Source organism: Pseudomonas sp. GW823-FHT03E05 (assembly GCF_058796855.1).
In genome coordinates, this window is the sequence record NZ_JBXAJB010000002.1 from 247,387 (window position 1) to 273,434 (window position 26,048).

The window sequence follows — 26,048 nt, forward strand, 5'->3', positions numbered from 1 at the left end:
GGAGCGGAACCTGTAGTTAACCTGCGGGATGCATAACAGTTGTATCGCGTTGATAGGTTGACCTATCAAGGACTCTCTCATGTCTTTGTTCAAACGTTCTGTCACCGAATTGCTCGGTACGTTCTGGCTGGTCCTGGGCGGTTGCGGCAGCGCCGTGCTGGCGGCGGCCTTTCCCAACGTCGGTATCGGCCTGCTCGGGGTCGCCCTGGCCTTCGGCCTGACGGTGCTGACCATGGCCTTCGCCATCGGCCATATCTCCGGTTGCCACTTGAACCCCGCGGTGTCCGTCGGGCTGGTGGTGGGTGGACGCTTTCCGGCCAGGGAACTGCCGGCCTATATCGTCGCGCAGGTGATCGGCGGAGTGATCGCCGCGGCGCTGCTGTATTTCATCGCCAGCGGCAAGCCGGGGTTCGAACTGGCCTCGGGGCTGGCGTCCAACGGCTATGGCGCACACTCCCCCGGGGGCTATTCCATGGCCGCGGGTTTTGTCTGTGAGTTGGTGATGACCCTGATGTTCGTGGTGATCATCCTCGGCGCCACCGACAAACGCGCCCCGGCGGGGCTGGCGCCCATCGCCATCGGCCTGGCCCTGACCCTGATCCACCTGATCTCGATCCCGGTCACCAACACCTCGGTCAACCCGGCCCGCAGCACCGGACCGGCGCTGATCGTCGGCGGCTGGGCGTTGCAGCAGCTGTGGATGTTCTGGCTGGCGCCGATCCTTGGCGCAGTGATCGGCGGTGTGGTCTATCGCTGGCTGGGCAAGGAAGACGGCTGAGCAACGCTGGCGAGGGTCACGCCTGCCGATAGGGCAAGGCGTCCCTCGCCTCTTGCGCATAGGCGCGGATTCCGGCCTGTTCCTGTTGCAGGAAATCCTTCACCGCAGCCTTCAGCCCGGGATGGCGCAGGTAGTGCCAGGAGCGGGTGAGCACCGGTTCGAAGCCGCGAATCAGCTTGTGTTCGCCCTGGGCGCCGGCGTCGAAGCGCTGCAGCCCCTGGGCGATGGCGTACTCCATGCCCTGGTAGAAACAGGTCTCGAAATGCAGGCGGTCGAACTCCGCCAGGCAACCCCAGTAGCGCCCATAGAAACTGTCGCCGCCCACCAGGCTGAAGGCCATGGCCACCGGGCGCCCGCCCTGCTTGGCCAGGACCACGCGAATCGCTTCGGGCATACGCTCGGCCAGCAGGCTGAAAAATGCTCGGGTCAGGTAGGGTGACTGGCGCCGCACCGCGTAGGTGTTGGCGTAGCAGGCATAGACGAAATCCCACTGCGCCTGGTCCAGTTCATGGCCTTCGAGCCACTGGAAATCAATGCCCTGCCCCGCCACCTGCTCGCGCTCCTTGCGCATCTGCTTGCGCTTGCGCGAGCTCAGGGCATCGAGGAAATCCTGAAAGTCCCGGTAGCCACGGTTCTGCCAGTGAAACTGGCAGCCCAGGCGCTGCAGCCAGCCCGGTTGCTGCTCCAGGGCCGCGTCGCTGAAATCGTCGGTGAAGTTGATATGGGCACTGGAAAGCCCTTCGATCTCCAGGTAGCCGGGCAGGCTTTTCAGCAGTTCGAGCGCATCTGCCTGGGTCGCTGCCAGCACCCGGGCGCCGCTCACCGGGCTGAACGGCACCGCCGTCAGCAGCTTGGGGTAGTAGTCGATTCCGGCCCGGTCGCAGGCATCCGCCCAGCCATGATCGAACACGTATTCGCCGTAGGAATGCCATTTGCGATAGCTGGGCAGCGCCGCCAGCAGCCGACCGTCTTCGACATGCAGCAGGTGCTCGGCCTGCCAGCCAGAGCGCGGGCCAAGGCTGCCGCTGTCTTCCAGGGCACTGAGAAAGGCGTGACGCACAAAGGGTTGCCCGTCCTTGAGCAGGCCATCCCATTGCACAGGATCGACGGCGGACAGGCTGTTCAAGGATTGCAGCGGCATCGGGGTCCCCGGAATTCAGATCGAACAACCCGGGGAGTATCCTCCATCCCCGGGTTCACCGAAACCGCCGCAGCGCTAGCGCCCCAGGTGCTCCGCCAGAAAGTCGATGAACACCCGGGACTTGCGCGGCAGGTGCGCACTGTTGGGAAACAGCACATGCACCGGCTGCGTGGCCAGCCGGTACTCGGGCAATACCCGCACCAGCCGCCCGTTGCCCAGGTCATCGAGGACCATCCACTCCGGCAGCACCGCCAGCCCCAGGCCGGCCAGGGCCATGGCGCGAATCGCCGTCGCCGAGTTGGACTCGTGCCCGGGGCTGACCTTGACCTCCACCTCGCCACGGCGCGGATGGCTGAAGGTCCAGCCCGGCGGCCCGCCCAGGTTGCTGTTGCCAATCCAGGGCCAGGCATCGAGCTCTTCAGGCTGCGTCACCTGCCGGTCCTTGAGCAGCGCCGGGCTGGCCACCAGGACAATGGCGTAGTCCGCCAGCTGGCGCCCCTTGAACCCCGAGTCCGCCAGGTGCCCGAGGCGGATCACCAGGTCGAGCTTTTCCGCCACCAGATCATTCAACGACGAGTTGAAGTGATAACTCAGGCGCACCTCGGGATAACGCGCGGTGAACAACGGCAGGATCGGCAACACGAACGTCTCGGCATACTCCGCCGTGGAGCTGATGCGCAACTTGCCACTGACCCGGTCGCGCCCGTGCAGCACATTGTCGAAGGCGGTGTCGATATTGGCGACAATCCCCTTGAACTCGTCGTAGAGGGCCTGGCCGGTCTCGGTCAGTGTCACCTGCCGCGTGGTGCGGATCAGCAAGGTGCTCGCCAGCGCTTGCTCCAGGGCCTTTATGTGCAGGCTGGCCATGGCCTTGCTGATGCCCAGGTACTGCGCAGCGCGGGTGTATGAACCGAAGTCCACCACCGCAAGAAAGGTCTGTACCCGGTGCAGCTGGCCGTGAAAATTTTCGCTCACTGTCAAATCCCATTAAACAATGCGTCAAGTATAGGCACCTCGACACCCTGCCCCCAAGCTCCCTAAGCTGCGCGCCAAAAGGGAGACGGCATGACTTACAGATACAAAGTGGCGGTGGTATTCCTTCTCGGATTCTTCATCGACTGCGTCAACATTTTCATGTCGGCGGTGGCCCTGCCCACTATCGCCGCCCAACTGCAAGTGTCCAGCGCCGCCGTGGCCTGGGTCGCCAATGCCTACATCCTCGGCCTGACCCTGGTGATCGCCATCAGCACCTGGCTCGCGGCGCGTTTCGGCAACCGCCAGGTGCTCTGCGCCTCGATGCTGCTGTTCAGCGTTGCCGGGCTGATGTGCGGGCTGGCCGACAGCTTCATGCCACTGGTGTTCTGGCGGCTGGTCCAGGGCATGGCCGGCGGCCTGCTGATTCCCCTGGGGCAGGCACTGACCTTCAACCTGTTCCAGGGCACGCAACGGGCGCGGATCTCCACCCTGGTGATGGCCGTGGCGCTACTGGCGCCAGCGCTGTCGCCCACGGTGGGTGGGGCCATTGTCGACCACAGTTCCTGGCGCTGGGTGTTCTTCGCCAGCCTGCCGCTGTCGCTGCTGGCGGCGTTGCTGTCCTGGTACTGGATCAACGCCGAGCGCTCGGCGCCACCGCCGCGCCCGGACCTGCGCGGCCTGCTGCTGGTGACTGCGAGCCTGGGCTGCCTGTTGCTCGGCATGTCGCTGTACGGCAGCGGCTACCCGGCCCATCAGGCCGCACCGGGCCTGGTTGCCGGCCTGCTATTGGCCGAGTGCTACCGGCGTCACTGTCGGGCCTGCGCCCGGCCCATCGTCGAACTGCGGCTGCTGAAAAATCCGCGCCTGGGCCTGTCGGTGGCTATCTATCACGCGATCCCCGGGGTCTTCACCGGGGTCAATCTGCTGAGCCTGTTCTTCCTTCAGGAGAGCCTGCACCTGAGCGCCCAGCACAGCGGCATGTTCATGCTGCTGTATGCCGCCGGCGCACTGCTGGCGATGCTCGCCTGCGGACGTTTGTACAATCGCCTGGGCGCCGCACGGCTGTTCGCCATCGCCCTGGTGCTGCACAGCGCCGGCATCGCCAGCCTGTACGGGGTCGATTCGCTGGCCGATCTGCCCCTGATCAGCCTGGCCTACCTGCTGATGGGCCTGGGCGGCGGCGCCGGTGCCAATACCGCGCAGACCACCGCCCTGCTGGACTTCGACGGCGCCGATACGCACAAGGCCAGCGTGATCTGGAACATCAACCGGCAGATGGCCTTCAGCCTCGGCGCGGCCTTAGTGTTGATGCTCTACAACCTGCTGCTGGGTTATCGGGGCGTCACCGGCGCCTACCACCTGAGCCTTTTGCTGGCCGCCGCAGCCGGCCTGCTACCCCTGATGACCCTGAACCGACTCCCACCACCCGAGGCCTCCCATGCCCAACTCGATCGCTAGACAGGCGCAATACAGCGTGCACTGGATTCACCAACTGATTCACAGCGTCTTCACCAACCAGCGCGGGGATGCCGAGGCCTGCATCGATCCCTTGCTGGGGCTGTTCGCCGAAGACTTCCAGATGGTCACCACCGGCGGCGCCATGGTCGGCCGCGAGCAGGTGGAACAGCTGTTTCGCGAAGGCCTGGGCCAACGCCCCGGTCTGGAAATCAGCATCAGCCAGGTGCGCTGTGTGTGGCAGGAAGGCCAGAGCGCGGCGATCCACTACAAGGAAACCCACCGCCTGGGCCAGGTCGAAAGCGCGCGCCTGTCCCTGGCGATCATTCGCGTGCAGGGCGATGCGGCGCAGTGGCTGTACCTGCACGAAACCGCCTGCCCTTGAGAGGCGCCCGTTCAGCGGGCAAAAAAAACCCCGCCGGGGCGGGGTTAAAAACGAGAGGAGCTATAACGGATGAGAAAGAGCTCTACCTGGGTGTTGCAACAGCGTTAGAACACGTACTGCACACGGGCTACGAGGGCATCGCCGCTGTCATCGCCAACGTTGTTGGTGATCTTGTCGGTGTTGACCTTGATGTAGTTGGCGGAAATCTTGATCGCCTCGTTGGCGTACCAGTTGACCCCGATGGTGTTCATGGTGGCCTTGGCATCGCCGACGTCACGGGTGGCGGTGGCGGCTACGACGTTCTTGTCATCGACCTTGATGTTGTCGTAGCGGTAGAACACTTCCCAGGCACCGTACTGCTTGTTCTCGGGCTTGATGGTGTCGAACTTGGCGCCGTCGAGTTTGTACACCCGGGCCTCGCCGGTCAGGGTATAGGCCAGTTGGCCGTAGAAACCGGTGGCCTTGACGTCCTTGTAGGCGTTGCTGTCGGCCTGCAGCTTGCGGGTCAGGTATTCCGCCTGGGCCGAGAACGGGCCGGTGGCGAAGGCGAATTCACCGCCGAACACCCGGTCATTGTCATAGGCGCCAACGGCCGTCTGGCTCGACGCGTTGAGGCCGGCGCCGCCGCCGAAGGTGGCACGGTTGCCGTTGGTGCCGGCATCGTTGCCGCCGTTGGTGGCGATACCACGCACGCCCAGGCGTGGGCGGATCCGCGAGTCGAAAGCGGTGTCGCTCACATCACGGCTGGCAAAGTCCAGACCGAAGTGCAGGACGTTGCCGGTCTCGTGCATCGGGGCGAACACGGCACGGGCGTTGAACTGCTTGACGCTGTCGCCGTCCTTGTCGTTGATGTCCTTGGCCGCCACGCTGCCGGACAGGTAGGCCATGTCGGCGACCACCGAGCTGGCCTGCAGGCCCATGCCGTTCTCGTGGGAGTTGACCCAGTCGGCCAGCTCGTAGGCGGCGTTACGCTCCATGGCGGTGACCCACTTGGAACTGGTGGCCTTCTCCAGGCCGAAGTCTTCGTCGAAGCGGCCGGCGCGCAGGGTCACCGGCTTGAAGCCGACGTAGGAGATGGACGCCTCGTCGAAGTAACCGTCATCGGCGGTGCCCGAGTTGTGGGAGAAGTCGTAGTTGATCTGGTATTTCCAATCCTTGTAGGCGGTACCGCCCAATTCCAGATAGGCGCGGCGGAAGTACGCGCCGTCGCCGCTGTCACCATTCTTGGTGTAGAACCCGTCGAAACGGCCATAGTCGGCTTGCAGACGACCGCCCAGCTTGAAGCTGAACGCGGAGTCGGTGGTAGCAACCTCAAGGCCGCCCTTGGTTTTGACTACGATATCGGCGCCGTCGGTGGTGACGGTGCCAGCGAAAGCCTGGGCGGTTACTGCCAGGGCCAGGGCGCTGGCGGCAAAACCGGCGAAGTGCTTACGGATCATCGAAGAGTTCCCCTAATTGGTGGTCTGTAGCGTTGGAAAACACGCGGGGTTGGCCCGCTGGTGTTGGGTGGGAATCTTGGCGAGGGGTTATTTCAGCCGGGTTGCTGATAGATAAAGATTTGATTACAGGGGAACTTTTTTACTTCGAAATGAAATAAGGCAAAAAGCCTGTACTAGAGCCTTTGCCCTGGGTTTTGCGGGGGAATAGGGGGACACAAGAACACTGTCACCTTTGATCGGATGACAGTTTCATGTGGTGTCTGTAGCCGTCGAGCCCCGGCGAGGCGGCGAACGGCTCTGTAGGAGACGCCGCGGTCCTGAGGGCGCTGGAGGTTCGACGGGAGACCGTCAAGCAAGGCCCTGCGGGCCTTTTCGCAGCCTCGCCGGGGCTCGACAGCGGCTACCGAGCCATGGGGGGGCAGGATCAGCGGTGGTTCTGGCGCTCGGCGGCCAGACGCTCGGCCAGTTCGTCGAGACCTTCCAGGGGCGGCTCCGGAAGCACCCGCAAGGTGGCCTGGAGCAGGCGCATCTGGCGAATGAAACGCCGGCAGTTGGGGCAGAACAACAGATGATGGCGCACCATCAAGCGCTCGCGAAAGCTCAACTGGCCATCGAGATAATCGCTGGATCGTGCCACTTGTTCCTTGCAGGTCAGCATTGGCCGGTTTCCTCAAAATGCTCCACGGTGGCGAAGACCTTCAGACGCGCCCGGTGCAGCAGTACCCGGACATTGGAGAGCGTGAGCCCCAAAAGGTTACAGATCTCTTCCAGCTCCAGGCCCTGGCGTTCGCGCAACAGCAGGACACTGCTCTGCAACTCCGACAGGCTGAGCAGGGTGTGCTCCAGGCAGTCACGCAGTTCGGACTCGGTCAGCAGGGCTTCCGGGGTGTCTTCGTGCCAGGCGAAAGGCGCCACCAGCCAGTGACCATCGCTGGAGGAGAAACGCTCATCACCCACGGTGCCATGGGGCGCCGGCAGATCGTCGAGCAACACTTCCCGGCGGTTCTGCTTGTAGCGGCTCTTGGCCGCGTTGGCGGTGATGGTCAGCAGCCAGGTCTTGAGGCTGGAACGCCCCTGGAAACCCGCCAGGTTGCGCACCACCGACAGCCAGGCGTCCTGTACCACTTCGTCGGCGTGGCGGTTGCCGACAATGGCGTAGGCCACGGCGCGCATGGCGCTCTGGTAGGTGCCGACCAGTTCCTTGTAAGCCTTTTGTTCGCCCGCCAACAGGCGCTCTAGCAGTTGCGTGTCATCAGCAGCGGCCATTCGTGCCTCGTTCAATCATGCAGGTTTGAGGGGGTGTGACGCGCCAATCCCGCCCGACGCCACACCCCAACCCTGGATCAACGCTTGCGCAGCAACACGCTACCGATCGAATAACCGGCGCCAAAGGAGCTGAGCACGGCCAGGGAACCGCTGGCCAGGTCGTCCTGGTACTTGTGGAAGGCAATCACCGAACCCGCCGAACTGGTGTTGGCGTAAGTGTCGAGAATCACCGGCGCTTCTTCCACCGAGGCTTCGCGGCCCAGGAGCTTCTTGACGATCAGGTGGTTCATGCTGAGGTTGGCCTGGTGCAGCCAGAAGCGCTTCACGTCGCTGACGTTGAGCTGGTTTTCTTCCAGGTGCGCAGCGATCAGCTCGGCCACCATCGGGCATACATCGCGAAATACCTTGCGGCCTTCCTGGACGAACAGCTTGTCGCGGGCACCGATACCCTCTTCCGCGGCGCGGTTGAGGAAGCCGAAGTTGTTGCGGATGTTGTTGGAGAACTGGGTCAGCAGCTTGGTGCTGACGATGTCGAACTGGTGCTCGGAGGTGGCCAGGTCGGCTCGCTCGATGACCACCGCGGTGGCGGCGTCGCCGAAGATGAAGTGGCTGTCGCGGTCACGGAAGTTCAGGTGCCCGGTGCAGACTTCAGGGTTGACCATCAGGATCGCCCGGGCCTGGCCCAGTTGCACGCTGTTGCAGGCCGCCTGGATGCCGAAGGTCGCCGAGGAGCAGGCCACGTTCATGTCGAAGCCAAAACCCTGGATGCCCAGTGCGGCCTGGACTTCGATGGCGATGGCCGGGTAGGCGCGCTGCAGGTTGGAGCAGGCGACGATCACCCCGTCGATGTCGGCGGCAGTCTTGCCGGCCCGCTGCAGGGCTTGCTCGGCGGCGGCCACGGCCATCTGGCAGAGTACCGACCATTCGTCGTTGGAGCGTTCCGGCAGGCGTGGAGCCATGCGCTGCGGGTCGAGGATGCCGTCCTTGTCCATGACGAAGCGGCTCTTGATGCCCGAGGCCTTTTCGATGAAGGCGGCGTTGGATTCGGTCAGGGCCTGCACTTCGCCGCGCTCGATGGCGGCAGCGTTGTCACTGTTGAACTGGTGGACGTAGGTATTGAACGATTCCACCAGCTCTTCGTTGGAGATGCTGTTGGCCGGGGTAAACAGGCCGGTGCCGCTGATGACGACGTTGTGCACGGTCGTTCCTCTAATGTGTTGAGGCAGAAGGTATTGGCACTCACGTGCCAAACCGTAAAGGGACGACTCCCGCCAGGGGAGCCGTTTCTGGCATCGCTTTATTCCGATCCGCCCAGGCTGCCTGCGATGCAGAAAGCCGGGGCCGGCATTTATGACGGCGGAGTTTGCCATAACCTCCGCCATTTCGCCGCAACTGCAAGATCGACGGAGTCAACCCTGTGCCGCCCCTGGCGGCGCTTTCGCTGGCACGCCAGCGCCTGCGAAGGGCTTTAGATCAGGCGTCGACCAGGCTCCACTGCTTGCTCAGGCGCTTGTCGGAAATCGGCACCTTGGTCCCCAACTGCTGGGCGAACAGGGACACCCGGTACTCCTCCAGCCACCAGCGGTACAGCTCCAGCTGCGGGTCGCGCTTGCCTTCCTGGGCATGCTTCTGGGCCCGGGTCTGGTACTGGCTCCACAGGCCCGTGAGCTCGCTGCTCCAGACCCGGTCCTTCTGCACCTGGCTGCCGAGTTTCTCGAAGCGCAGTTCCACGGCCTTGAGGTAACGCGGCAGTTCCTTGAGCCACAGGGCCGGGGTTTCCCGGACAAAGCCCGGGTACACCAGGTTCGCCAGCTGGGCCTTGATGTCGTTGAGGGCCACGGCCTGGGCCAGGTCGATCTTGCCCTTGAAGCGCTTTTGCAGGCCGTGCCAGAGCTTGAGGATCTCCAGGGTCAGGCGTGCCAAGCGCTCGGCGTGCTCGGTCCAGGCACCACGCTTGCGCTCGGCCAGGGAGGCCAGGCCCGCGCCATCCCGAGGCAGCACGGCCTCGCCTTCAAGAATGCAACTGTCGAGGCTGGCCAGGAGAATGTCCTCCACCAGCGCATCGACCCGGCCCAGTTCGCGGTACAGCAGGCCCAGCTCGGTAAGGCCCGGCAACTTGCCCCGCAGGAACTTGGCCGGCTCGGCCAGTTGCTGCAACAGCAGGCGCTGCAAGGCCCGGCGATGCTGGAACTCGGCTTCGGCAGCGGTGGAGAAGCGCCCTTCCTTGACCGTACCCGCCTCCTCCACCAGGGCCGGGTACACCGTCATCGACAGCCCGGCGATCTTCTGCTGGGTCTTTTCCGCCACCGCGGCAAATACCTTGGCTTGCACCGGTTGCTGGCTCTTGGCAGTCTGCGGCACCGCCAGGGCAGCCTGGCTGGCTTCGGCGAAACGCGCGGTCAGTTCGGCCAGGTCGCGGCCTTCGCCGAGGAACTTGCCCTGGGCGTCGACGATTTCCAGGTTCATCCGCAGGTGGCTTTCCACCTGTTGTTCGGCTTCGCTCCAGGCCTCGTCGCTGACCCGGGCACCGGTCATGCGCAGCAGCTCGCGGCCCAGGGCCTGTGGCAAGGAACCCTCGGCGAAGACCATGCGCTGCAGGGCGGCCTTGACGAAGTCCGGCACCGGCACGAAGTTCTTGCGCAGGGCCTTGGGCAGGTTGCGCACCAGGGCGATGCACTTGGCCTCGATCAGCCCCGGCACCAGCCATTCCAGGCGTTCGGCGGGCAGTGCCGGCAGCAGCGGCGCCGGCACCCGCAGGGTCACGCCGTCCCGGGGATGGTTGGGTTCGAAGTGGTAACTCAGGGCCAGTTCCAGGTCGCCGATATGCAGGGTGTCCGGGTACTGCTTGGCGGTGACCTCGCTGGCCTCGCGGGCCAGCACGTCTTCCTCGCGCATGATCAACAACTGCGGGTTCTTCTGGCTGAGCACCCGGTACCAGCTGTCGAAGGTCGCGGTCTGGTGGATCTCCGCCGGCAAACGTGCGTCGTAGAAGGCGAACAGGGTTTCCTCGTCGGCCAGGATGTCGCGGCGCCGGGCCTTGGCTTCCAGGGCATCGAGCTGTTCCAGCAGTTGGGTGTTGGCGCTCAGGCACTTGGCCTTGGACTGGATTTCGCCACGCACCAGGGCCTCGCGGATGAACAGCTCGCGGGACACCACCGGGTCCACCGGGCCGTAATGCACTGGCCGGCGGCCGACCACGATCAGGCCGAACAGGGTGATCTGCTCGTAGGCCACTACCTGGCCGCGCTTCTTCTCCCAATGGGGCTCGAAGTGGTTCTTCTTCACCAGATGGCCGGCCAGGGGCTCGATCCAGTCCGGCTCGATCTTGGCCACCATGCGCGCATAGAGCTTGGTGGTTTCCACCAGCTCGGCGGTCATCAGCCATTGCGGGCGCTTCTTGCCCAGGCCCGAGGACGGGTGGATCCAGAAGCGCCGCTGGCGGGCCCCCAGGTAGTCGCCGTCTTCGGTCTTCTGGCCGATCTGGCTGAGCAGGCCTACCAGCACCGCCTTGTGCAGTTTCGGGTAGTCCGCCGGCTCCTTGTTCAGGCTCAGTTGCAGGTCGCGGCAGATCAGGCTCAATTGCCGGTGCGAATCACGCCACTCGCGCAGGCGCAGGTAGTTCAGGAAATTCTTGCGGCACCAGTTGCGCAGCGGGCTGGCGGTGAGGGCCTGGCGCTGTTCTTCGAAGCCGCGCCACAGGTTGACCAGCCCGGCGAAGTCCGAATCCACGTCCTTCCACTGGGCGTGGGCCTGGTCGGCGGCCTGCTGGCGCTCCGGCGGACGCTCGCGGGGGTCCTGGATCGACATGGCGCTGGCGACGATCAGCACTTCCTGGAGGCTGCCGAGCTTGGCCGCTTCCAGCAGCATGCGGCCCATGCGCGGATCCACCGGCAGGCGCGCCAGTTGCCGGCCCAGTGGTGTCAGCTGGCTGTTGCGGTCGACTGCCGAGAGTTCCTGCAGCAGGTTGAAACCGTCGCTGATGGCCTTTCCATCCGGCGGCTCGATAAACGGGAAGGCGGTGATTTCCCCCAGGCGCAGGTGCAGCATCTGCAGGATCACCGCCGCCAGGTTGGTACGCAGGATCTCCGGGTCGGTGAATTCCGGCCGGCCGAGGAAATCTTCCTCGCTGTACAGGCGTACGCAGATCCCCGGTTCGACCCGGCCGCAACGGCCCTTGCGCTGGTTGGCGCTGGCCTGGGAAATCGCCTCGATGGGCAGGCGCTGGACCTTGGCCCGGTAGCTGTAGCGGCTGATGCGCGCAGTGCCGCTGTCGATCACGTAGCGGATGCCCGGCACGGTCAGCGAGGTTTCGGCGACGTTGGTGGCCAGCACCACGCGGCGGCCCGGGTGGGACTGGAAGATGCGCTGCTGTTCCGCCGGCGACAGGCGCGCGTACAGCGGCAGGATCTCGGTGTGCTTGAGCTGGGCCTTGCGCAGCATCTCCGCGGCGTCGCGGATCTCCCGCTCGCCGGGCAGGAACACCAGCACGTCCCCGGGGCTGCGCCTTTCACTGCGTTCATGGGCGGCGATTTCATCCAGGGTGGCGAGGATCGCCTGGTCCACCGTGAGGTCGTCCTCGACCCGGTTGCCCTCCTCGTCCTGTTCCAGGGTCAACGGGCGATACCAGGTTTCCACCGGGAAGGTACGGCCGGAGACCTCGACGATCGGCGCGTTATCGAAGTGCTTGGAGAAGCGCTCAAGGTCGATGGTCGCCGAGGTGATGATGACCTTCAGGTCCGGGCGCCGCGGCAGCAGGGTCTTGAGGTAGCCGAGGAGGAAGTCGATGTTCAGGCTGCGCTCGTGGGCCTCGTCGACGATGATCGTGTCGTAGCGTTCCAGGTAGCGATCGTTCTGGGTTTCCGCCAGCAGGATGCCGTCGGTCATCAGCTTGATCAGGGTGCTGGAATCGCTTTGGTCCTCGAAGCGCACCTGGTAGCCCACCAGCGAGCCCAGGGGCGTGGCCAGCTCTTCGGCGACCCGGCTGGCCACGCTGCGGGCGGCAATCCGCCGGGGCTGGGTATGGCCGATCAGGCCAGGCTGGCCACGACCGATTTCCAGGCAGATCTTCGGCAACTGGGTGGTCTTGCCCGAGCCGGTCTCGCCGGCAATGATCAGCACCTGATGCTTGAGCAGCGCCTCCTTGATCTCGTCGCGCTTGGCGGCAATCGGCAGGCTGTCGTCATAGCGGATCTGCGGCACGCTCTGGCGCCGCGCCGTCACCAGGTTGCAGGAAGCCTGCATGCGCTCCAGCCACTGGGCGAGCTTGGCCTCGTCTGGCTTCTTGCGCAGTTCGAGCAACTGCCGGCGCAACCGGTGACGGTCGCCGAGCATGGCTTGATCGAGGTTTTTCAGCAGTTGGTCGATTGCAGGCGATTCGTCAGTCATCAGGTACGCAAGGGTCGTCTATTTAGGCAGGGCGCGATTGTCGCAGAAAAGTCCATGCAATACGTAGGAGCCGGCTTGTCAGCGAAGGGGCCGGTGAGGGCGCCCTCGCCGGCAAGCCGGCTCCTGCACGTCTATTTATTCGTCTTCCAAGCCTTGGCGCCGGTAAGGGAAGACATCGATCACCTTGCCGGCGCGGATGGCCTCCTGCAGGCCCTTCCAGTAATCGGCGTTGTACAGCTCGCCGTGCAGCTGGTCGAACAGCTTGCGCTGGCCGGCATCGGCGAACAGGAACGGCGGGAACTCCTCGGGGAACACGTCGTGGGGGCCGATGGAGTACCAGGGTTCGGAAGCCATTTCATCTTCCGGGGTACGGGGGGCCGGAATGTGGCGGAAGTTGGCTTCGGTGAGGAAGCAGATTTCGTCGTAGTCATAGAACACCACCCGGCCATGGCGGGTGACGCCGAAGTTCTTCAGCAGCATGTCGCCGGGGAAGATGTTGGCCGCGGCCAACTGCTTGATCGCCAGGCCATAGTCCTCCAGGGCCTCGCGCACCTGGGCTTCATTGGCATGTTCCAGGTAGAGGTTGAGCGGGGTCATGCGCCGCTCGGTCCAGCAGTGGCGGATCAGTACCGTCTGGCCTTCCACCGCCACCGTGGAGGGCGCCACTTCCAGCAGTTCCTCAAGGCACGCCGGGTCGAACTTGCTCAGGGGGAAGCGGAAGTCGGCGAACTCCTGGGTATCGGCCATGCGGCCCACCCGATCCACGCTTTTCACCAGCCGGTATTTCTCGATCACCGTGGCCCGGTCGACGTTCTTCGACGGCGAGAAGCGGTCCTTGATGATCTTGAACACGGTGTTGAAGCCCGGCAGGGTGAACACGCTCATGACCATGCCGCGCACCCCGGGAGCCATGATGAAGCGATCGTCGGTGCTGGCCAGGTGGTTGATCAGGGCCCGGTAGAACTCCGACTTGCCGTGCTTGTAGAAACCGATGGAGGTGTACAGCTCGGCGATGTGCTTGCCCGGCAGGATGCGCTTGAGGAAGCCGATGAATTCCGCCGGCACCGGCACGTCCACCATGAAGTAGGAACGTGTGAAGGAAAAGATGATCGAGACGTCCGCCTCGTCGGTGATCAGCGCGTCGATCTGGATCCCCCGACCTTCGCGGTGCAGCAGCGGGATCACCAGCGGCCACTGTTCTTCATGGGTGAAGATGCGCCCCACCAGGTAGGCGCCCTTGTTGCGGTAGAGCACCGAGGAAAACAGTTCCAGGGTCAGTTCCGGGTCCTTGCACACCCAGTCCGGCAGGTTCTCCCGCAATTGCGCCTCCAGGCGCCGCAGGTCCCCCGGCAGGTCGGCGTAGTCCTCGCTGAAGCGGTAGTCGGCGAACACCTGTTCGAGCATCGTCGCCAGTTCGCCCTGGGGCTTGTAGCTGCGGGTCTGCGCGGCCCGGGCCCGGCGCAGGCTGGGTCGGGTGGTGTGGATGAACATGCAGCCGTCGCTGATCAGGTCGTGGCTGAACAGGCCGCAGAAGATCGAGTTGTACCAGGTCTCGGACAGCTCATCGTCAAAGCGCAGGTCGATCAGGCTGATGTAGGCGCTTTTCACCAGTGGCCACTGGCTGACATCCATCAGCGACTCGGTGCTGAAGGCCTGGTGCAGGCGCGCCACGGTCTCGCCCACCTTCTCTTCATACAGGTTGATCCGCGCTGCCGAGGCCTTTTGCGCTTGCTGCCACTGCGCCTGCTCGAAGCGTTGCCGGGCACCGTCGGTGATCTGGCGAAAATGCTCGCGGTAGTCGTCGAAGCCATCGAGGATCATTCGAGCGATATCGGCGGCGGGCCATGACTGCGACATAAAGAGACCTCTGCGGGAATTTACGATGCCAGAGCTTAGCCAGTGAAACGATGTGAAGAGAAGCGTATTTTTGTGATGGGATGTACGCCGAAAAATGACCCGGCGGTCGTTCTGTCTCCAGGCATCTGCAACGCAGGATTGAACGCAACAATCGGGGTGCGGGTTTTCTTCGCCCCGTGCGCCAATAAGGTTTGCCATGCCCGGCCACGCTGGGCAAGATCCCTCGCCCCGAACCCAAGGAACCTCCTGTGAAACCTGTCGATCTGCTGCGCCTGCTGTCGCTGGCCGCCATCTGGGGCGCGAGCTTCTTGTTCATGCGCATCATCGCCCCGGTGCTGGGCAGCGTGCCCACGGCCTTCTTCCGGGTGTCCATCGCCGCGCTCGGGCTGCTGGTGATGCTGGCGTTGATGCGGGTCGACTGGAACTTTCGCGGCAAGCTCAAGACCGTGCTGCTGCTCGGGGTGATCAACTCCGGGATACCCGCGACGATGTACTCGGTGGCGGCCCAGGTGCTGCCCGCCGGCTACTCGGCGATCTTCAATGCCACCACGCCGTTGATGGGGGTGCTGATCGGCGGCCTGTTTTTCCATGAACGCCTGACCCCGAGCAAATTCGCCGGGGTCTGCCTGGGCCTGCTCGGCGTCGGCATCCTGACTCGCGCCGGCCCCGTGGCCTTCGACCGAGACCTACTGCTGGGCGCCCTGTCCTGCTTGATGGCCACCACCTGCTACGGCTTCGCCGGGTTCCTCGCCCGACGCTGGCTGGACCAGGCCGGCGGCCTGGACAGCCGCCTGTCGGCCCTGGGCAGCATGCTGGGAGCGACCCTGCTGCTGTTGCCGCTGTTCGCCTACAACGCCATCAGCCAGCCGCCTCCCAGCTGGGGTGGCTGGAGCGTATGGCTATCGCTTCTGGGGCTGGGGCTGGGCTGCACCGCGTTTGCCTACGTGCTGTATTTCCGCCTGCTCAGCGCCATCGGCCCGGTGCGTTCGATGACCGTGACCTTCATGATCCCGCCATTCGGCGTACTGTGGGGCGCGTTGCTGCTGGACGAGCCGCTGTCCATGGCCCACCTGTATGGCGGCGCGCTGATTGCCGCCGCGCTGTGGCTGGTGCTCAGGCCGGGACCCCGGGCCATCCCGAGCGAATAGCTGACCGATCGCTGATCTCCCCCAGATACCTGCGGTGGTGGATTAACCAGGAAAGTTAAAAACAACTTTCAAGCACTCCCCCCACCGCCTCATCTAAAACACACTTCCATCCTCGCCACACTCCCCCGCAAAAAATCTGGAAAGATGAAATTCTACTGATCCAGAAATCAAGTATCAGACACTTCCAATCTAAAACAACTTAAACAACCTACAAATAACAAAGACGATTCTGCGCCTTTAATCAGATATTCCTTACTCCCCCGAAATACTCCATCTCCCCTCTGCCCCTGCCTGTAGCACGCCCCTATCCTCTTTGAACCACCGAACCCATTGCAACTTCCCGGACCGTTCCAACACCGCCAGAACTTGCATGAATACAACACTCGAGTCGGACTTTTTACAGCACGGGCCTAGGACAACTCACAACCCAATAGTTCTTATTTCGTCTCGAGAGTTAGCCCCTCCAACGCTGTAACTCCCCCCTTGCACAACGCTATTTGCCAACACGCTCAATGTTGTTTTCAAACCCTCGACTGAACAGGCATCGCCTTGAAGAATAAAATGTTGCAAAAGAACCATTTCAAATACGCCAGTACCACGACCGCTGTTGCTCTAGCACTGAGTTCGTTATCCCCCGCGGTCCTTGCCGAGACGACCTGGACCGGGGATGCCTACCACCTGGCAGTCGACCCGAACGGCAACGCCTATCGGGTCAACGAAGACAACGCCTGGGAAAGAAATGGCAACTGGAGCAAAGGCGCTCCCGCCAGCAATGAAGTCGTCAACGTTGACAGGCCGCTCAGCAGGGGAACCAACGATGTCGCGCAATTGGATAGCGCACAAATGATCGGCAGTCTCAACGTCGGCACCAGCAGCAATGGCCTGGGCCAGTTGAATGTGGGCGGCAACGGCTGGCTGGAAATCGCCGACGCACTTACCCTGGGCAGCGTACAAGGCGCCGTGGGCAAGGCCTCATTCAACAACGGCGCGAGACTGGGCACAGCCGGCGACTTGATCGTCGGCAAAAGCGGGTCCGGCGAGTTGAACCTGGGCAGCGGCTCGCGAGCCCACACCCAGGGCAATGCTCTGATCAGCGCCGAGCAGGGTGCATCTGGCGCGCTCAACGTCGATGGCGGCGCAACCCTGACCAGCGACAAGACATTGACTGTCGGCGGTGCCGGCAACGGTTCGCTGACCGTCGGCAACGGCGCTCAGGTCAACGCTCGGGACAGCATTGTGGCGGCCGACCCGTGCGCCACCAGCGCTATCAACATCAGTGGCGCAGGCAGCCAATTGAACGTCTCCGGCAACATGACCCTGGGCCAGAGCGGCAAGGCGGCCCTGACGCTGGCCGATCAAGGCCAGGCCAGGGTCGGCAGCGGCGCCCTGCAGATTGCCCGGGACGCCAGCGCCAGCGCTGCGCTCTATGTGGGGGCGGCCAGCGCCAATGCCGCTGACGCTCGGGCTGCGGGCCAACTGGATGCCGCACGGGTGATCTTCGGCCTGGGCCAGGGGCTGGTCCAGTTCAACCATAGCGACAGCGACCACTCGTTCGACGCCGGCTTCGAAGGCCATGGACGCATCAGCCACATCGCCGGACAGACCCTGTTCAACGGTGACTCCAGCACCTTCAGCGGCGAACTGCATGTCCAGGGTGGCGAACTGCTGCTGAACAACGCCATGGCCGGACAGGTGCAGGTCGATCGCAACGCCAGCCTGCACATCGGCGCCCACAACGGCAGTGCCGGCGCAGTACTGAGCGATATCGGCAACGATGGCCAGGTGGTGTTCGATCGCAACAACTCGTACCAGTACGACCAGGTGATTTCCGGTAGCGGCTCGGTCGAGCAACGTGGTACCGGTACCACCGTGCTCACCGCAGAAAACACCTACAGCGGCGGCACGCTGATCAGCAACGGCACCCTGCAACTGGGTGCCGGCACAAGCGGCGGTCGCAGCGGCTCGATTCTCGGTGACGTGCAGATCGATGCGCCCGGCAACCTGGTGTTGAACCGCGCCGACAGCTACCGCTTCGGGGGCTCAATGGCGGGTAGCGGTACGCTCAACAAGCGCGGTACCGGCCGCACCGAACTGAGCGGCGACAGTTCCAACTTCCACGGCCAGAGCCAGGTCGAAGCCGGTATCCTCGCCGTCAACGGCACCCTCGGTGGCTCCACCGACGTGCATGCGGGCGCGACCCTGGCCGGCAATGGCCAGGTCGGCAATGTCACCCTGCACGACGGTGCCACAGTGGCCCCGGGCAACGACATCGGCACCCTCACCGTGTCTGGCAACCTGGACCAGCACAGCGGCTCGACCTTCTACACCGAACTGCTGAGCACTGGCGCCAGCGACCGACTGCAGGTGAACGGCGCAGCGCGGCTGGACGCCGGCAGCATCGTCAACGCCGACAAGCTCGACAGCGCCCGCTACGAGCTGGACAGGCGCTACCTGATCCTCGCGACCCAGCAGGGCCTGAGCGGTCGCTACAACCTGACCGGCGATACCCGAGTCTCGACGTTCTACAATCTGGTGGATAACTACGACAGCCACAACGCCTACCTGGATGTACAGCAGACCCGTCTGTTCCAGGACGCCGCCCTCTCGCGCAACCAGCGCGCCACGGCCACTGCGCTGCAAAGCCTGAAGGGTTCTGCCGTACCGGCTCTGACGCCACCGGTGCACAACAAACTATTCGAGGCCATCGCCTACCTGCCCGACGATCACCAGGCCCGCGCGGCCTTCGAGCAACTGTCCGGGGATTTCCACAGTTCGACCCGTTCGGCGCTGATCCAGGACAGCCGCCTGGTCCGCGACGCGGCAAACAGTCGCCTACGTTCGGTGACCGCCACCCAGGACAGTGGCGCCAGCCGTGACAGCGATTCAGGCCTGACCCCCTGGATCACCACGCTGGGCAACTGGGGGGAGCTCAAGGGGGGCAGCAATGTCGCCAGATTGCGCAGCGACACCCAGGGCGTGCTCGCCGGTGTCGACACCCAGGTCGGTGACAGCGGTCATATCGGCGCGTTAACCGGTTACAGCCGAACGGAACTGAAAAGCTCGTCACGGGATGCTTCCAGCGACAACGACAATATCCACCTGGGGGTCTATGGCGGGGCCCAGGTCAGCGACTTCGACCTGCGTGGCGGCCTGGCCTACACCTGGAGCCGGATCGACGCCAAGCGTTCGGTGAACTTTGCCGGCTACAGCGACCATCTGCAGTCCACCCATCAAGCCGGCACCCTGCAGGCGTTCGGTGAAGTGGGCCGGCGCCTGGACTTCGGCCCTTCAGTACAGCTGGAACCCTTTGCCAACCTGACCCACGTGCAGGTCAAGAGCGATGGCTTCAAGGAACATGGGGGCCTCGCGGCCCTGAGCGCCAAACAGGTCTCGGACCAACAAACGTTCGCCACCCTGGGGTTGCGTGCCAGTGCGAGCAAGCCACTGGACAGCGGCAAGTCGCTCAGCCTCTTTGCCAGTGCCGGCTGGAAACATGCCTTGGCCGGCGCTACACCGGCCAACACCTATCGTTTCGACGCAAGTGATGCTTTCCGTGTCGAAGGCGTGGCCTATTCACGCAACAGTGCAGTACTCGAAACGGGCGTGGAAACCCGGCTGACCCCTGAGTTGAGCCTGGGCGCCGCATACAGCGCGCAACTGGGTGATGCGTCCAGCGAGCACGGCCTGCGCCTGAACGCTAGCTACCAGTTCTGACCCGGCCATGACCATGGTGCGGCGGCTACGCCGCGCCATATCGCTGATCGGGCGGCAGCCAGGCCCTCAGCTTGGCGTGCTATGGCCAGAGGCTGCCGACGGCTGCGGCTTCAAGGAACACTCAGGGTGATCAGGTAGGCGCCCGAGGTCACGGCCTTGCCGGCCTGGTCGATAACGGCATAGTGCTGGTCGTAATAGCGCCCCTCGCGCCCGCTGTCGGCCAGGAGCTTGACCTTGACTACGGAGTTTCCCGGGCCGCTGGCGCTGGCCAGCGGGCCGACCCGCCGAACGTCAATGGATCCCCCGCGCGAGCCCTGAGGGCACTGCCGCAAGTTCAGCCCATCGCTGGCAGCATTGGAGGTGCAGTTGGACTCTACGATCTTGCCGTAAAAACGGATGATGCCTTGCCCTGAGGGAGTGGCGGCAAGGCAACTGCCCGATAGCCCAAGGAACAGACTCAAAGCAGTGGAAGCAAGCGCTACGTTCATCCTGACTCTCCTTGTGTGTAAGGACTGTATCGTCAGTCTAGGTACGGGCTTTAGATTTTGAGAAAAGTCTGATGGACTGTTTGGAAGCATTAGAAAAGAAGTCCAATCAACTGGTTATCAAAATCACCTGCAAGCGTTGCTCAGGCGACTCTTCGAGCTGCCTCACGCGGCGCTGAAGCCCTATCCCAATGCAGTTGGCGAGTACCTTTTCGACAATGATGCCATATGGCCACCATTCGACATAAAAGTCGACCCTTCATGCCATAAATAGGGAAAACAACCGACCGGGCATTGCACCCGGCCGGTGTCGTCAGCGACGGCGCGCAGAGCTCACGCCGCCCAGGGCGGTCAAGGCTGCTTGCGGAACACGAACACCAGCCCGACGATGATCAGGCCCATGCCCACCAGGCTCAGCAGCCCCAGGCGGTTGCCGAAGAACAGGTAGTCCATCAGCGCGGTCACCGCGGGCACCAGGTAGAACAGGCTGGTGACATTCACCAGGTTGCCCTGGGCAATCAGCCGATACAGCAACAGCGTGGCCAGCACCGACACCACCAGCCCCATCCACAGCAGTGGAATCACGAAACCTGCACTGTGCTCGAAGTGAAACGGCTGGAACGGCACGAACAGCGCGCACAGCAGCAGCCCTGCCAGGTACTGCACCGGCAGCGTGCCCAGGGGATTGTCGGTGATGCGTTTCTGCATGATCGAACCGGCGGTCATGCTGACCAGGGCCAGCAGCCCGCACAGCATGCCGGTGATGGACATCCCCGCCAGGCCGATGCTCTGGTAGACCACCATCACCAGCCCGGCAAGCCCCAGGCTCAGGCCAAACAGCCGGCTCCAGGAGCGCTGGCGCTCCATCAGCACCACCGTGAGGATCGGCTGCACCCCCATGATGGTGGCCATGACCCCAGGGGTCACCTTCAGGTCCAGGGCCAGGATGTAGAAGATCTGGTAGGCCCCCAGCAGCACCAGGCCGGTGGCCACGGCAAAGCCCATGGCCCGGCGCCCACGGGGCAACCTGAGCTTGAGCAGGGGCGCCAGCAGCATCAGGCCGATCAGGGCAATGACGAAGCGCAGCAGCAGGAAGGCAAAGGGTGAAGCGTGGGCCAGGCCCCATTTGGAGAAGATGGCGCCACTGCTCCACAGCAGGACGAACAGGCTCGTGGAAGCGGCCGCGAGCGCGGACTTTTTTGAAATGAGCAACATGAAAACCACCTGTAATCAGGCAAGAAGCCAATTCAGCCGAGGCTGAAGTTCAGTAGTGTTTTTTTCAGGCGGGCGCAGGGAACAGCAGCGGTTGCTGATCAGCCCGAGAAGCCAACGCCCGGCGGTGATACGACTGCGTACACCGGCGTGCTACTGACAGGTGGGGGGTAATGACCGATCTGCACAGGCTGCTGATTCCCGCACGGCACGACGCCAGCGTTGACCGCTGAAACCACTACCGCGCTGAGAAGGGAAAAGGCCATGTACTGATGGTTCTCGAGAGAGGAAAAACCTGAGTCGCTGGACTCATCGGACGCCGAATATAACCAGCGCCCGATATTCATTGCAAGATTTATCCGAACAGCCACTTCCACAGGACTACCAGCACGACCACTGCCAGCACCGGGCGCAGGATGCGGTACAGCTTGGGATGGCGGCGCTTCCACTGCTTGACCACGCCACTGAAGCTGTCGCTGAAGCGCTTGCTCCAGGCGTAGGCCTGGTTGATCCCGCCGACACGCTCGTCATCCAGGTTCTGCGGCGCGGTGGCGCGGCCCAGTTGGGCGCTGACCCAACGGTTGATGCGGGTCATCAGGCGGCTGCTCAGCGGACGCTCGATGTCACAGAATAGGATCACCCGGGTGATCTCGGTTTCGTTCTTCACCCAATGCACGTAGGTCTCGTCGAACATCACGTCTTCACCGTCGCGCCAGGCGTACTCCTGGCCATCGACGAAGATCCGGCAGGCGTCGGAGTTGGGGGTCGACAGGCCCAGGTGATAACGCAGGGAACCGGCGAAGGGATCGCGGTGCGGGTTGAGGTGGCTGCCGCCGGGCAACAGCGCGAACATCGCGCCCTTGACGTTGGGAATCGCGCTCACCAGCTCGACGGTCTTCGGGCACAGGGCCTCGGCCGAGGGCAGCGGCTTGTCGTACCACTTGAGGTAGAAGCGCTTCCAGCCCTTCTTGAAGAACGAGCCGAAGCCGGCATCGTTGTTCTTCTCGGCGGCGCGGATGTAACCCTCGTCGAACAGGTGCATGGCCTCTTCGCGGATCACTTCCCAGTTGTCCCGCAGGATGTCCAGCTCGGGAAACTTGCTGCGGTCCAGGTACGGCTTGGAAGGCACCCCGGAGAACAGGTACATCAGGGCGTTATAGGGGGCGAACAGCGCCGAATGGTTGACGAACTGGCGCAGTACCGGCAGACGCGCCTTGCCGCGCAGGTGCACGTAGAGAATGCTGCCGACGAACAGCGACAACACCGCGACCTTGGCGGTAAAGGAAAAGCTCATGCAACGACTCCTTGGAAATAGGCACCTGTAGGGGGAGCGTTCACCCGACCTGGCAGCCGGCAATGATAAACACTCCTGGGCCCTGGAAAAACCCGCACAACCCAACATTCAGCGTTAACGGTTATGCAACAAAGGCGTTAAGTAGCATAAGCAGCCAGGCCCTGGCCTGATATGGGTCAGCATTCGCCGGCAAGCCGGCTCCTGCGGGCGAATGCCTGATCCGTGCTTACTGCTGGTTTTCCTGCTCGGTGAACAGGTCGCTGAAGAGCATGCTCGACAGGTAGCGCTCACCGGAGTCCGGCAGGATCACCACGATGGTCTTGCCCTGCATTTCCGGGGTTTCCGCCAGGCGTACCGCCACCGCCATCGCCGCGCCGCAGGAGATGCCGCAGAGGATGCCCTCTTCCTGCATCAGCCGCAGGGCCATGGCCTTGGACTCTTCATCGGTCACCAGCTCCACCCGGTCGACCATCGCCAGGTCCAGGTTCCTGGGCACGAAACCGGCACCGATGCCCTGGATCTTGTGGGGGCTGGGCTTGATCTCTTCACCGGCGAGTTTCTGGGTGATCACCGGAGAAGTCGCCGGCTCCACCGCCACCGAGAGAATCGGCTTGCCCTGGGTCTTCTTGATGTAGCGCGACACACCGCTGATGGTGCCCCCTGTGCCAACCCCGGCCACCAGCACGTCCACCGCGCCGTCGGTATCGTTCCAGATTTCCGGACCGGTGGTCTTTTCGTGGATCGCCGGGTTGGCCGGGTTATCGAACTGCTGCGGCATGAAGTACCTGGCCGGGTCGCTGGCAACGATTTCCGCCGCCTTTTCGATCGCCCCCTTCATGCCCTTGGCCGGCTCGGTGAGCACCAGCTCGGCGCCCAGGGCCTTGAGCACCTTGCGCCGCTCGATGCTCATGGACGCCGGCATGGTCAGCATCAGCTTGTAGCCACGGGCGGCGGCGACGAAGGCCAGGCCGATCCCGGTGTTGCCCGACGTGGGCTCGACGATGGTCATGCCCGGCTTGAGCTTGCCGCTGCTTTCGGCGTCCCAGATCATGTTCGCGCCGATCCGGCACTTCACCGAATAGCCCGGGTTGCGTCCTTCGATCTTGGCCAGGATGGTCACCCCGCGCGGGGCGATGCGGTTGATCTGCACCAAGGGCGTATTGCCGATGGAATGGGCGTTATCAGCAAAAATTCGGCTCATGGCTGGGTCCTTATGCAGCAGTGAAGAAGTCCCCAAGGGTATGCCTGGCGCCCTTGAGCGTCCAGTCGCGCAACACCCGGGCCAGTCGGGCCTATGCAAGACACACATCAGCGACGCCGAGTTCATGGCCCGGCTCCTGCGTTCCCCGAACCTGCGCCCCAGGCCACCCCGGGAACATTGACTCGAACGTCTGCCAACGGACGCAGTCAATGCCTGTATACGGCTGGAGGCTGCTGATCATGAAAGCTCGTTACCGTTGGCCCCTGTGGGTCCTGGCAAGCCTGGTGGTGCTGCTGGTGGCCCTGCATATCGCCCTGCCCTACCTGGTGCGCGACTACTTGAACGACAAGCTGGCGGACATGGGCGACTACCGCGGACGCATCAGCGACATTGACCTGGCCCTGTGGCGCGGCGCCTACCGCATCAATGGCCTGGAGATCGTCAAGGTCAGCGGCAAGGTGCCGGTGCCCTTCGTCAAGGCGCCGCTGATCGACCTCTCGGTGAGCTGGCATTCGCTGTGGTACGACCACGCGGTAGTGGCCAAGGTGCAGTTCATCCAGCCGGAGCTGAACTTCGTCGACGGCGGGGCCGACAAGCAGGCATCGCAGACCGGTGAGGGCACCGACTGGCGAGCCCAACTGGGCAAGCTGCTGCCCATCACCCTCGACGAACTGCGGATCGATGACGGCAAGATCCACTTTCGCAACTTCAGCTCCAAGCCGCCGGTGAACATCGGCGCGACCCAGGTCAACGCCAGCTTCTACAACCTGACCAACGTGGTGGACACCCAGGGCAAGCGCGATGCGCGCTTCGACGGCAAGGCCCTGCTCCAGGGCCAGGCGCCCATGGAAAGCACCGCCACCTTCGACCCCTTGAGCAACTTCGAGAACTTCGAGTTCCGCCTGCGGGCCCGGGATATCGAGCTCAAGCGCTTCAACGACTTCGCCTCGGCCTACGGCAAGTTCGACTTCAATGCCGGGCACGGTGACGTGGTGATCGAAGCCCAGGCCGAGAAGGGCCAGTTGCACGGCTATATCAAGCCGCTGTTGCGGGACGTGGAAGTCTTCAACTGGCAGCAGGACGTGGAGAACCGCAACAAGAGCATTTTCCGCTCGGTGTGGGAGGCCCTGGTGGGCGCCGGGGAAAACCTCCTGAAGAACCAGCGCAAGAACCAGTTCGCCACCCGGGTCGAGCTCAGTGGCAGCGTGCACCAGCAAGATATCAGCGCGTTCCAGGCGTTTTTGCAGATCTTGCGCAACGGTTTCATCCAGGCCTTCAATGCCCGCTACGAGCAGCCCAAGCCGTCGCCTGACTGAGTCACCCCGTGACGCTCCATTCAGAGACTGAATGGGGCGTCCACGTTCACAGTCGACCGGGCAGCGCGTTATAGTCGCGCCATCACTCCCCATTCAATCGACCTGCCCCGGGCAGCTCGCCGTCACCGTTCGAGGAATTGCAGATGAAGTTCGAAGGCACCAGCGCATATGTCGCCACCGATGACCTGAAGCTGGCAGTCAATGCCGCCATCACCCTGGAGCGTCCGCTGCTGGTCAAGGGCGAACCCGGCACCGGCAAGACCATGCTTGCCGAGCAACTGGCCGAATCCTTCGGCGCCAAGCTGATCACCTGGCACATCAAGTCCACCACCAAGGCCCACCAGGGCCTGTACGAGTACGACGCGGTCAGCCGCCTGCGCGATTCGCAACTGGGCGTGGACAAGGTGCACGACATCCGCAACTACCTGAAGAAGGGCAAGCTGTGGGAAGCCTTCGAATCCGAGGAGCGGGTGATCCTGCTGATCGACGAGATCGACAAGGCCGACATCGAGTTCCCCAACGACCTGCTGCAGGAACTCGACAAGATGGAGTTCTACGTCTACGAGATCGACGAGACCATCAAGGCCAAGCAGCGGCCGATCATCATCATTACCTCCAACAACGAGAAAGAGCTGCCGGACGCCTTCCTGCGTCGCTGCTTCTTCCACTACATCGCCTTCCCCGACCGCACCACCCTGCAGAAGATCGTCGATGTGCACTACCCGGACATCAAGAAGGACCTGGTCAGCGAAGCCCTGGACGTGTTCTTCGATGTGCGCAAAGTGCCGGGCCTGAAGAAGAAGCCCTCGACCTCGGAACTGGTGGACTGGCTCAAGCTGCTGATGGCCGACAACATCGGCGAAGCGGTGCTGCGCGAGCGCGATCCGACCAAGGCCATCCCGCCCCTGGCCGGCGCCCTGGTGAAGAACGAGCAGGATGTGCAATTGCTCGAACGCCTGGCGTTCATGAGCCGTCGCGGTAGTCGTTAAGAGGCTGA

General features: G+C 63.4%; 19 protein-coding genes. 7 read left to right on the forward strand and 12 right to left on the reverse strand.

What is annotated here, in order from left to right; all coding sequences use genetic code 11:
* The first annotated feature begins 79 nt into the window (after window positions 1-79).
* Entirely contained in the window at window positions 80-778 is a 699-nt protein-coding gene (gene aqpZ, locus AC1RCO_RS08830) for an aquaporin Z (protein WP_011059878.1), read from the forward strand.
* A gap of 16 nt (window positions 779-794) precedes the next feature.
* On the opposite strand, the gene AC1RCO_RS08835 is transcribed toward aqpZ, so the two are convergent.
* Both AC1RCO_RS08835 and AC1RCO_RS08840 read right to left on the reverse strand, forming a co-directional pair.
* Window positions 795-1,919 carry a GNAT family N-acetyltransferase gene (locus AC1RCO_RS08835; RefSeq protein ID WP_015634573.1) on the reverse strand — a complete coding sequence of 375 codons (1,125 nt, stop codon included), beginning with the start codon at window positions 1,917-1,919 and terminating at the stop codon, window positions 795-797.
* Between the two features lie 75 nt (window positions 1,920-1,994).
* A complete protein-coding gene (locus AC1RCO_RS08840) occupies window positions 1,995-2,900 on the reverse strand; it encodes a LysR family transcriptional regulator (RefSeq protein ID WP_053149641.1) in 906 nt (301 codons plus the stop codon).
* Window positions 2,901-2,984: 84 nt separating this feature from the next.
* Here AC1RCO_RS08840 and AC1RCO_RS08845 point away from each other — a divergent pair, with 84 nt between their 5' ends.
* Window positions 2,985-4,352: an MFS transporter gene (locus AC1RCO_RS08845; RefSeq protein WP_401401378.1), complete on the forward strand. Its 1,368-nt coding sequence runs from the start codon at window positions 2,985-2,987 to the stop codon at window positions 4,350-4,352.
* Window positions 4,333-4,734, forward strand: coding sequence for a nuclear transport factor 2 family protein (locus tag AC1RCO_RS08850; protein WP_026019998.1), 402 nt, complete (start codon window positions 4,333-4,335; stop codon window positions 4,732-4,734). Before AC1RCO_RS08845 ends, AC1RCO_RS08850 begins: the two co-directional genes overlap by 20 nt.
* 104 nt (window positions 4,735-4,838) lie before the next feature.
* Here the strand turns inward: AC1RCO_RS08850 and AC1RCO_RS08855 are convergent, their stop codons facing one another.
* The 6 genes from AC1RCO_RS08855 to aceK all read right to left on the reverse strand — a co-directional run bounded on the left by AC1RCO_RS08855 (window position 4,839) and on the right by aceK (window position 14,681).
* Window positions 4,839-6,173 carry an OprO/OprP family phosphate-selective porin gene (locus AC1RCO_RS08855; protein ID WP_011059873.1) on the reverse strand — a complete coding sequence of 445 codons (1,335 nt, stop codon included), beginning with the start codon at window positions 6,171-6,173 and terminating at the stop codon, window positions 4,839-4,841.
* A gap of 424 nt (window positions 6,174-6,597) precedes the next feature.
* Entirely contained in the window at window positions 6,598-6,831 is a 234-nt protein-coding gene (locus AC1RCO_RS08860; RefSeq protein WP_011059872.1) for an anti-sigma factor family protein, read from the reverse strand.
* Entirely contained in the window at window positions 6,825-7,439 is a 615-nt protein-coding gene (locus tag AC1RCO_RS08865; protein ID WP_011059871.1) for an RNA polymerase sigma factor, read from the reverse strand. Before AC1RCO_RS08865 ends, AC1RCO_RS08860 begins: the two co-directional genes overlap by 7 nt.
* A gap of 77 nt (window positions 7,440-7,516) precedes the next feature.
* Window positions 7,517-8,638 (reverse strand): beta-ketoacyl-ACP synthase III, encoded by a 1,122-nt coding sequence (locus AC1RCO_RS08870; protein WP_019093329.1) that lies wholly within the window; start codon window positions 8,636-8,638, stop codon window positions 7,517-7,519.
* 274 nt (window positions 8,639-8,912) lie between these two features.
* Window positions 8,913-12,824 carry an ATP-dependent RNA helicase HrpA gene (gene hrpA, locus AC1RCO_RS08875; protein ID WP_492617639.1) on the reverse strand — a complete coding sequence of 1,304 codons (3,912 nt, stop codon included), beginning with the start codon at window positions 12,822-12,824 and terminating at the stop codon, window positions 8,913-8,915.
* A gap of 135 nt (window positions 12,825-12,959) precedes the next feature.
* Window positions 12,960-14,681, reverse strand: a complete 1,722-nt coding sequence (gene aceK / locus AC1RCO_RS08880; protein ID WP_011059868.1) for a bifunctional isocitrate dehydrogenase kinase/phosphatase — start codon at window positions 14,679-14,681, stop codon at window positions 12,960-12,962.
* A gap of 248 nt (window positions 14,682-14,929) precedes the next feature.
* On the opposite strand from aceK, the gene AC1RCO_RS08885 reads away from it, so the two are divergent.
* Both AC1RCO_RS08885 and AC1RCO_RS08890 read left to right on the forward strand, forming a co-directional pair.
* Window positions 14,930-15,829 carry a DMT family transporter gene (locus tag AC1RCO_RS08885; RefSeq protein WP_077933554.1) on the forward strand — a complete coding sequence of 300 codons (900 nt, stop codon included), beginning with the start codon at window positions 14,930-14,932 and terminating at the stop codon, window positions 15,827-15,829.
* A 561-nt stretch (window positions 15,830-16,390) separates the two neighbouring features.
* Window positions 16,391-19,543 (forward strand): autotransporter outer membrane beta-barrel domain-containing protein, encoded by a 3,153-nt coding sequence (locus AC1RCO_RS08890; protein WP_258571633.1) that lies wholly within the window; start codon window positions 16,391-16,393, stop codon window positions 19,541-19,543.
* A gap of 110 nt (window positions 19,544-19,653) precedes the next feature.
* Here the strand turns inward: AC1RCO_RS08890 and AC1RCO_RS08895 are convergent, their stop codons facing one another.
* The 4 genes from AC1RCO_RS08895 to cysK all read right to left on the reverse strand — a co-directional run bounded on the left by AC1RCO_RS08895 (window position 19,654) and on the right by cysK (window position 23,735).
* Window positions 19,654-20,031 carry a hypothetical protein gene (locus tag AC1RCO_RS08895; RefSeq protein ID WP_053156843.1) on the reverse strand — a complete coding sequence of 126 codons (378 nt, stop codon included), beginning with the start codon at window positions 20,029-20,031 and terminating at the stop codon, window positions 19,654-19,656.
* Window positions 20,032-20,379: 348 nt separating this feature from the next.
* On the reverse strand, window positions 20,380-21,243 hold the full coding sequence (locus AC1RCO_RS08900) for a DMT family transporter (protein WP_019093320.1): 864 nt from the start codon (window positions 21,241-21,243) through the stop codon (window positions 20,380-20,382).
* 352 nt (window positions 21,244-21,595) lie between these two features.
* Window positions 21,596-22,534, reverse strand: a complete 939-nt coding sequence (locus AC1RCO_RS08905; RefSeq protein WP_011059858.1) for an aspartyl/asparaginyl beta-hydroxylase domain-containing protein — start codon at window positions 22,532-22,534, stop codon at window positions 21,596-21,598.
* 226 nt (window positions 22,535-22,760) lie between these two features.
* The gene (cysK, locus tag AC1RCO_RS08910) at window positions 22,761-23,735 is read right to left on the reverse strand and encodes a cysteine synthase A (RefSeq protein WP_011059857.1); all 975 of its coding nucleotides are present in this window, start codon (window positions 23,733-23,735) and stop codon (window positions 22,761-22,763) included.
* Window positions 23,736-23,974: 239 nt separating this feature from the next.
* Between cysK and AC1RCO_RS08915 the strand changes: the two genes are divergently transcribed.
* Both AC1RCO_RS08915 and AC1RCO_RS08920 read left to right on the forward strand, forming a co-directional pair.
* On the forward strand, window positions 23,975-25,051 hold the full coding sequence (locus tag AC1RCO_RS08915) for a DUF748 domain-containing protein (protein ID WP_065364374.1): 1,077 nt from the start codon (window positions 23,975-23,977) through the stop codon (window positions 25,049-25,051).
* Window positions 25,052-25,194: 143 nt separating this feature from the next.
* The gene (locus tag AC1RCO_RS08920) at window positions 25,195-26,040 is read left to right on the forward strand and encodes an AAA family ATPase (RefSeq protein WP_011059855.1); all 846 of its coding nucleotides are present in this window, start codon (window positions 25,195-25,197) and stop codon (window positions 26,038-26,040) included.
* The last annotated feature ends 8 nt before the right edge of the window (window positions 26,041-26,048 follow it).

What these genes read in the sequence shown, in the direction of transcription:
- aqpZ (WP_011059878.1), top strand. Translation starts at nt 80, where the DNA reads ATGTCTTTGTTCAAACGTTCTGTCACCGAATTGCTCGGTACGTTCTGG.
- AC1RCO_RS08835 (WP_015634573.1), bottom strand. Translation starts at nt 1,919, where the DNA reads ATGCCGCTGCAATCCTTGAACAGCCTGTCCGCCGTCGATCCTGTGCAA.
- AC1RCO_RS08845 (WP_401401378.1), top strand. Translation starts at nt 2,985, where the DNA reads ATGACTTACAGATACAAAGTGGCGGTGGTATTCCTTCTCGGATTCTTC.
- AC1RCO_RS08850 (WP_026019998.1), top strand. Translation starts at nt 4,333, where the DNA reads ATGCCCAACTCGATCGCTAGACAGGCGCAATACAGCGTGCACTGGATT.
- AC1RCO_RS08855 (WP_011059873.1), bottom strand. Translation starts at nt 6,173, where the DNA reads ATGATCCGTAAGCACTTCGCCGGTTTTGCCGCCAGCGCCCTGGCCCTG.
- AC1RCO_RS08860 (WP_011059872.1), bottom strand. Translation starts at nt 6,831, where the DNA reads ATGCTGACCTGCAAGGAACAAGTGGCACGATCCAGCGATTATCTCGAT.
- AC1RCO_RS08865 (WP_011059871.1), bottom strand. Translation starts at nt 7,439, where the DNA reads ATGGCCGCTGCTGATGACACGCAACTGCTAGAGCGCCTGTTGGCGGGC.
- hrpA (WP_492617639.1), bottom strand. Translation starts at nt 12,824, where the DNA reads ATGACTGACGAATCGCCTGCAATCGACCAACTGCTGAAAAACCTCGAT.
- aceK (WP_011059868.1), bottom strand. Translation starts at nt 14,681, where the DNA reads ATGTCGCAGTCATGGCCCGCCGCCGATATCGCTCGAATGATCCTCGAT.
- AC1RCO_RS08890 (WP_258571633.1), top strand. Translation starts at nt 16,391, where the DNA reads ATGTTGCAAAAGAACCATTTCAAATACGCCAGTACCACGACCGCTGTT.
- AC1RCO_RS08895 (WP_053156843.1), bottom strand. Translation starts at nt 20,031, where the DNA reads ATGAACGTAGCGCTTGCTTCCACTGCTTTGAGTCTGTTCCTTGGGCTA.
- AC1RCO_RS08900 (WP_019093320.1), bottom strand. Translation starts at nt 21,243, where the DNA reads ATGTTGCTCATTTCAAAAAAGTCCGCGCTCGCGGCCGCTTCCACGAGC.
- AC1RCO_RS08905 (WP_011059858.1), bottom strand. Translation starts at nt 22,534, where the DNA reads ATGAGCTTTTCCTTTACCGCCAAGGTCGCGGTGTTGTCGCTGTTCGTC.
- cysK (WP_011059857.1), bottom strand. Translation starts at nt 23,735, where the DNA reads ATGAGCCGAATTTTTGCTGATAACGCCCATTCCATCGGCAATACGCCC.
- AC1RCO_RS08915 (WP_065364374.1), top strand. Translation starts at nt 23,975, where the DNA reads ATGAAAGCTCGTTACCGTTGGCCCCTGTGGGTCCTGGCAAGCCTGGTG.
- AC1RCO_RS08920 (WP_011059855.1), top strand. Translation starts at nt 25,195, where the DNA reads ATGAAGTTCGAAGGCACCAGCGCATATGTCGCCACCGATGACCTGAAG.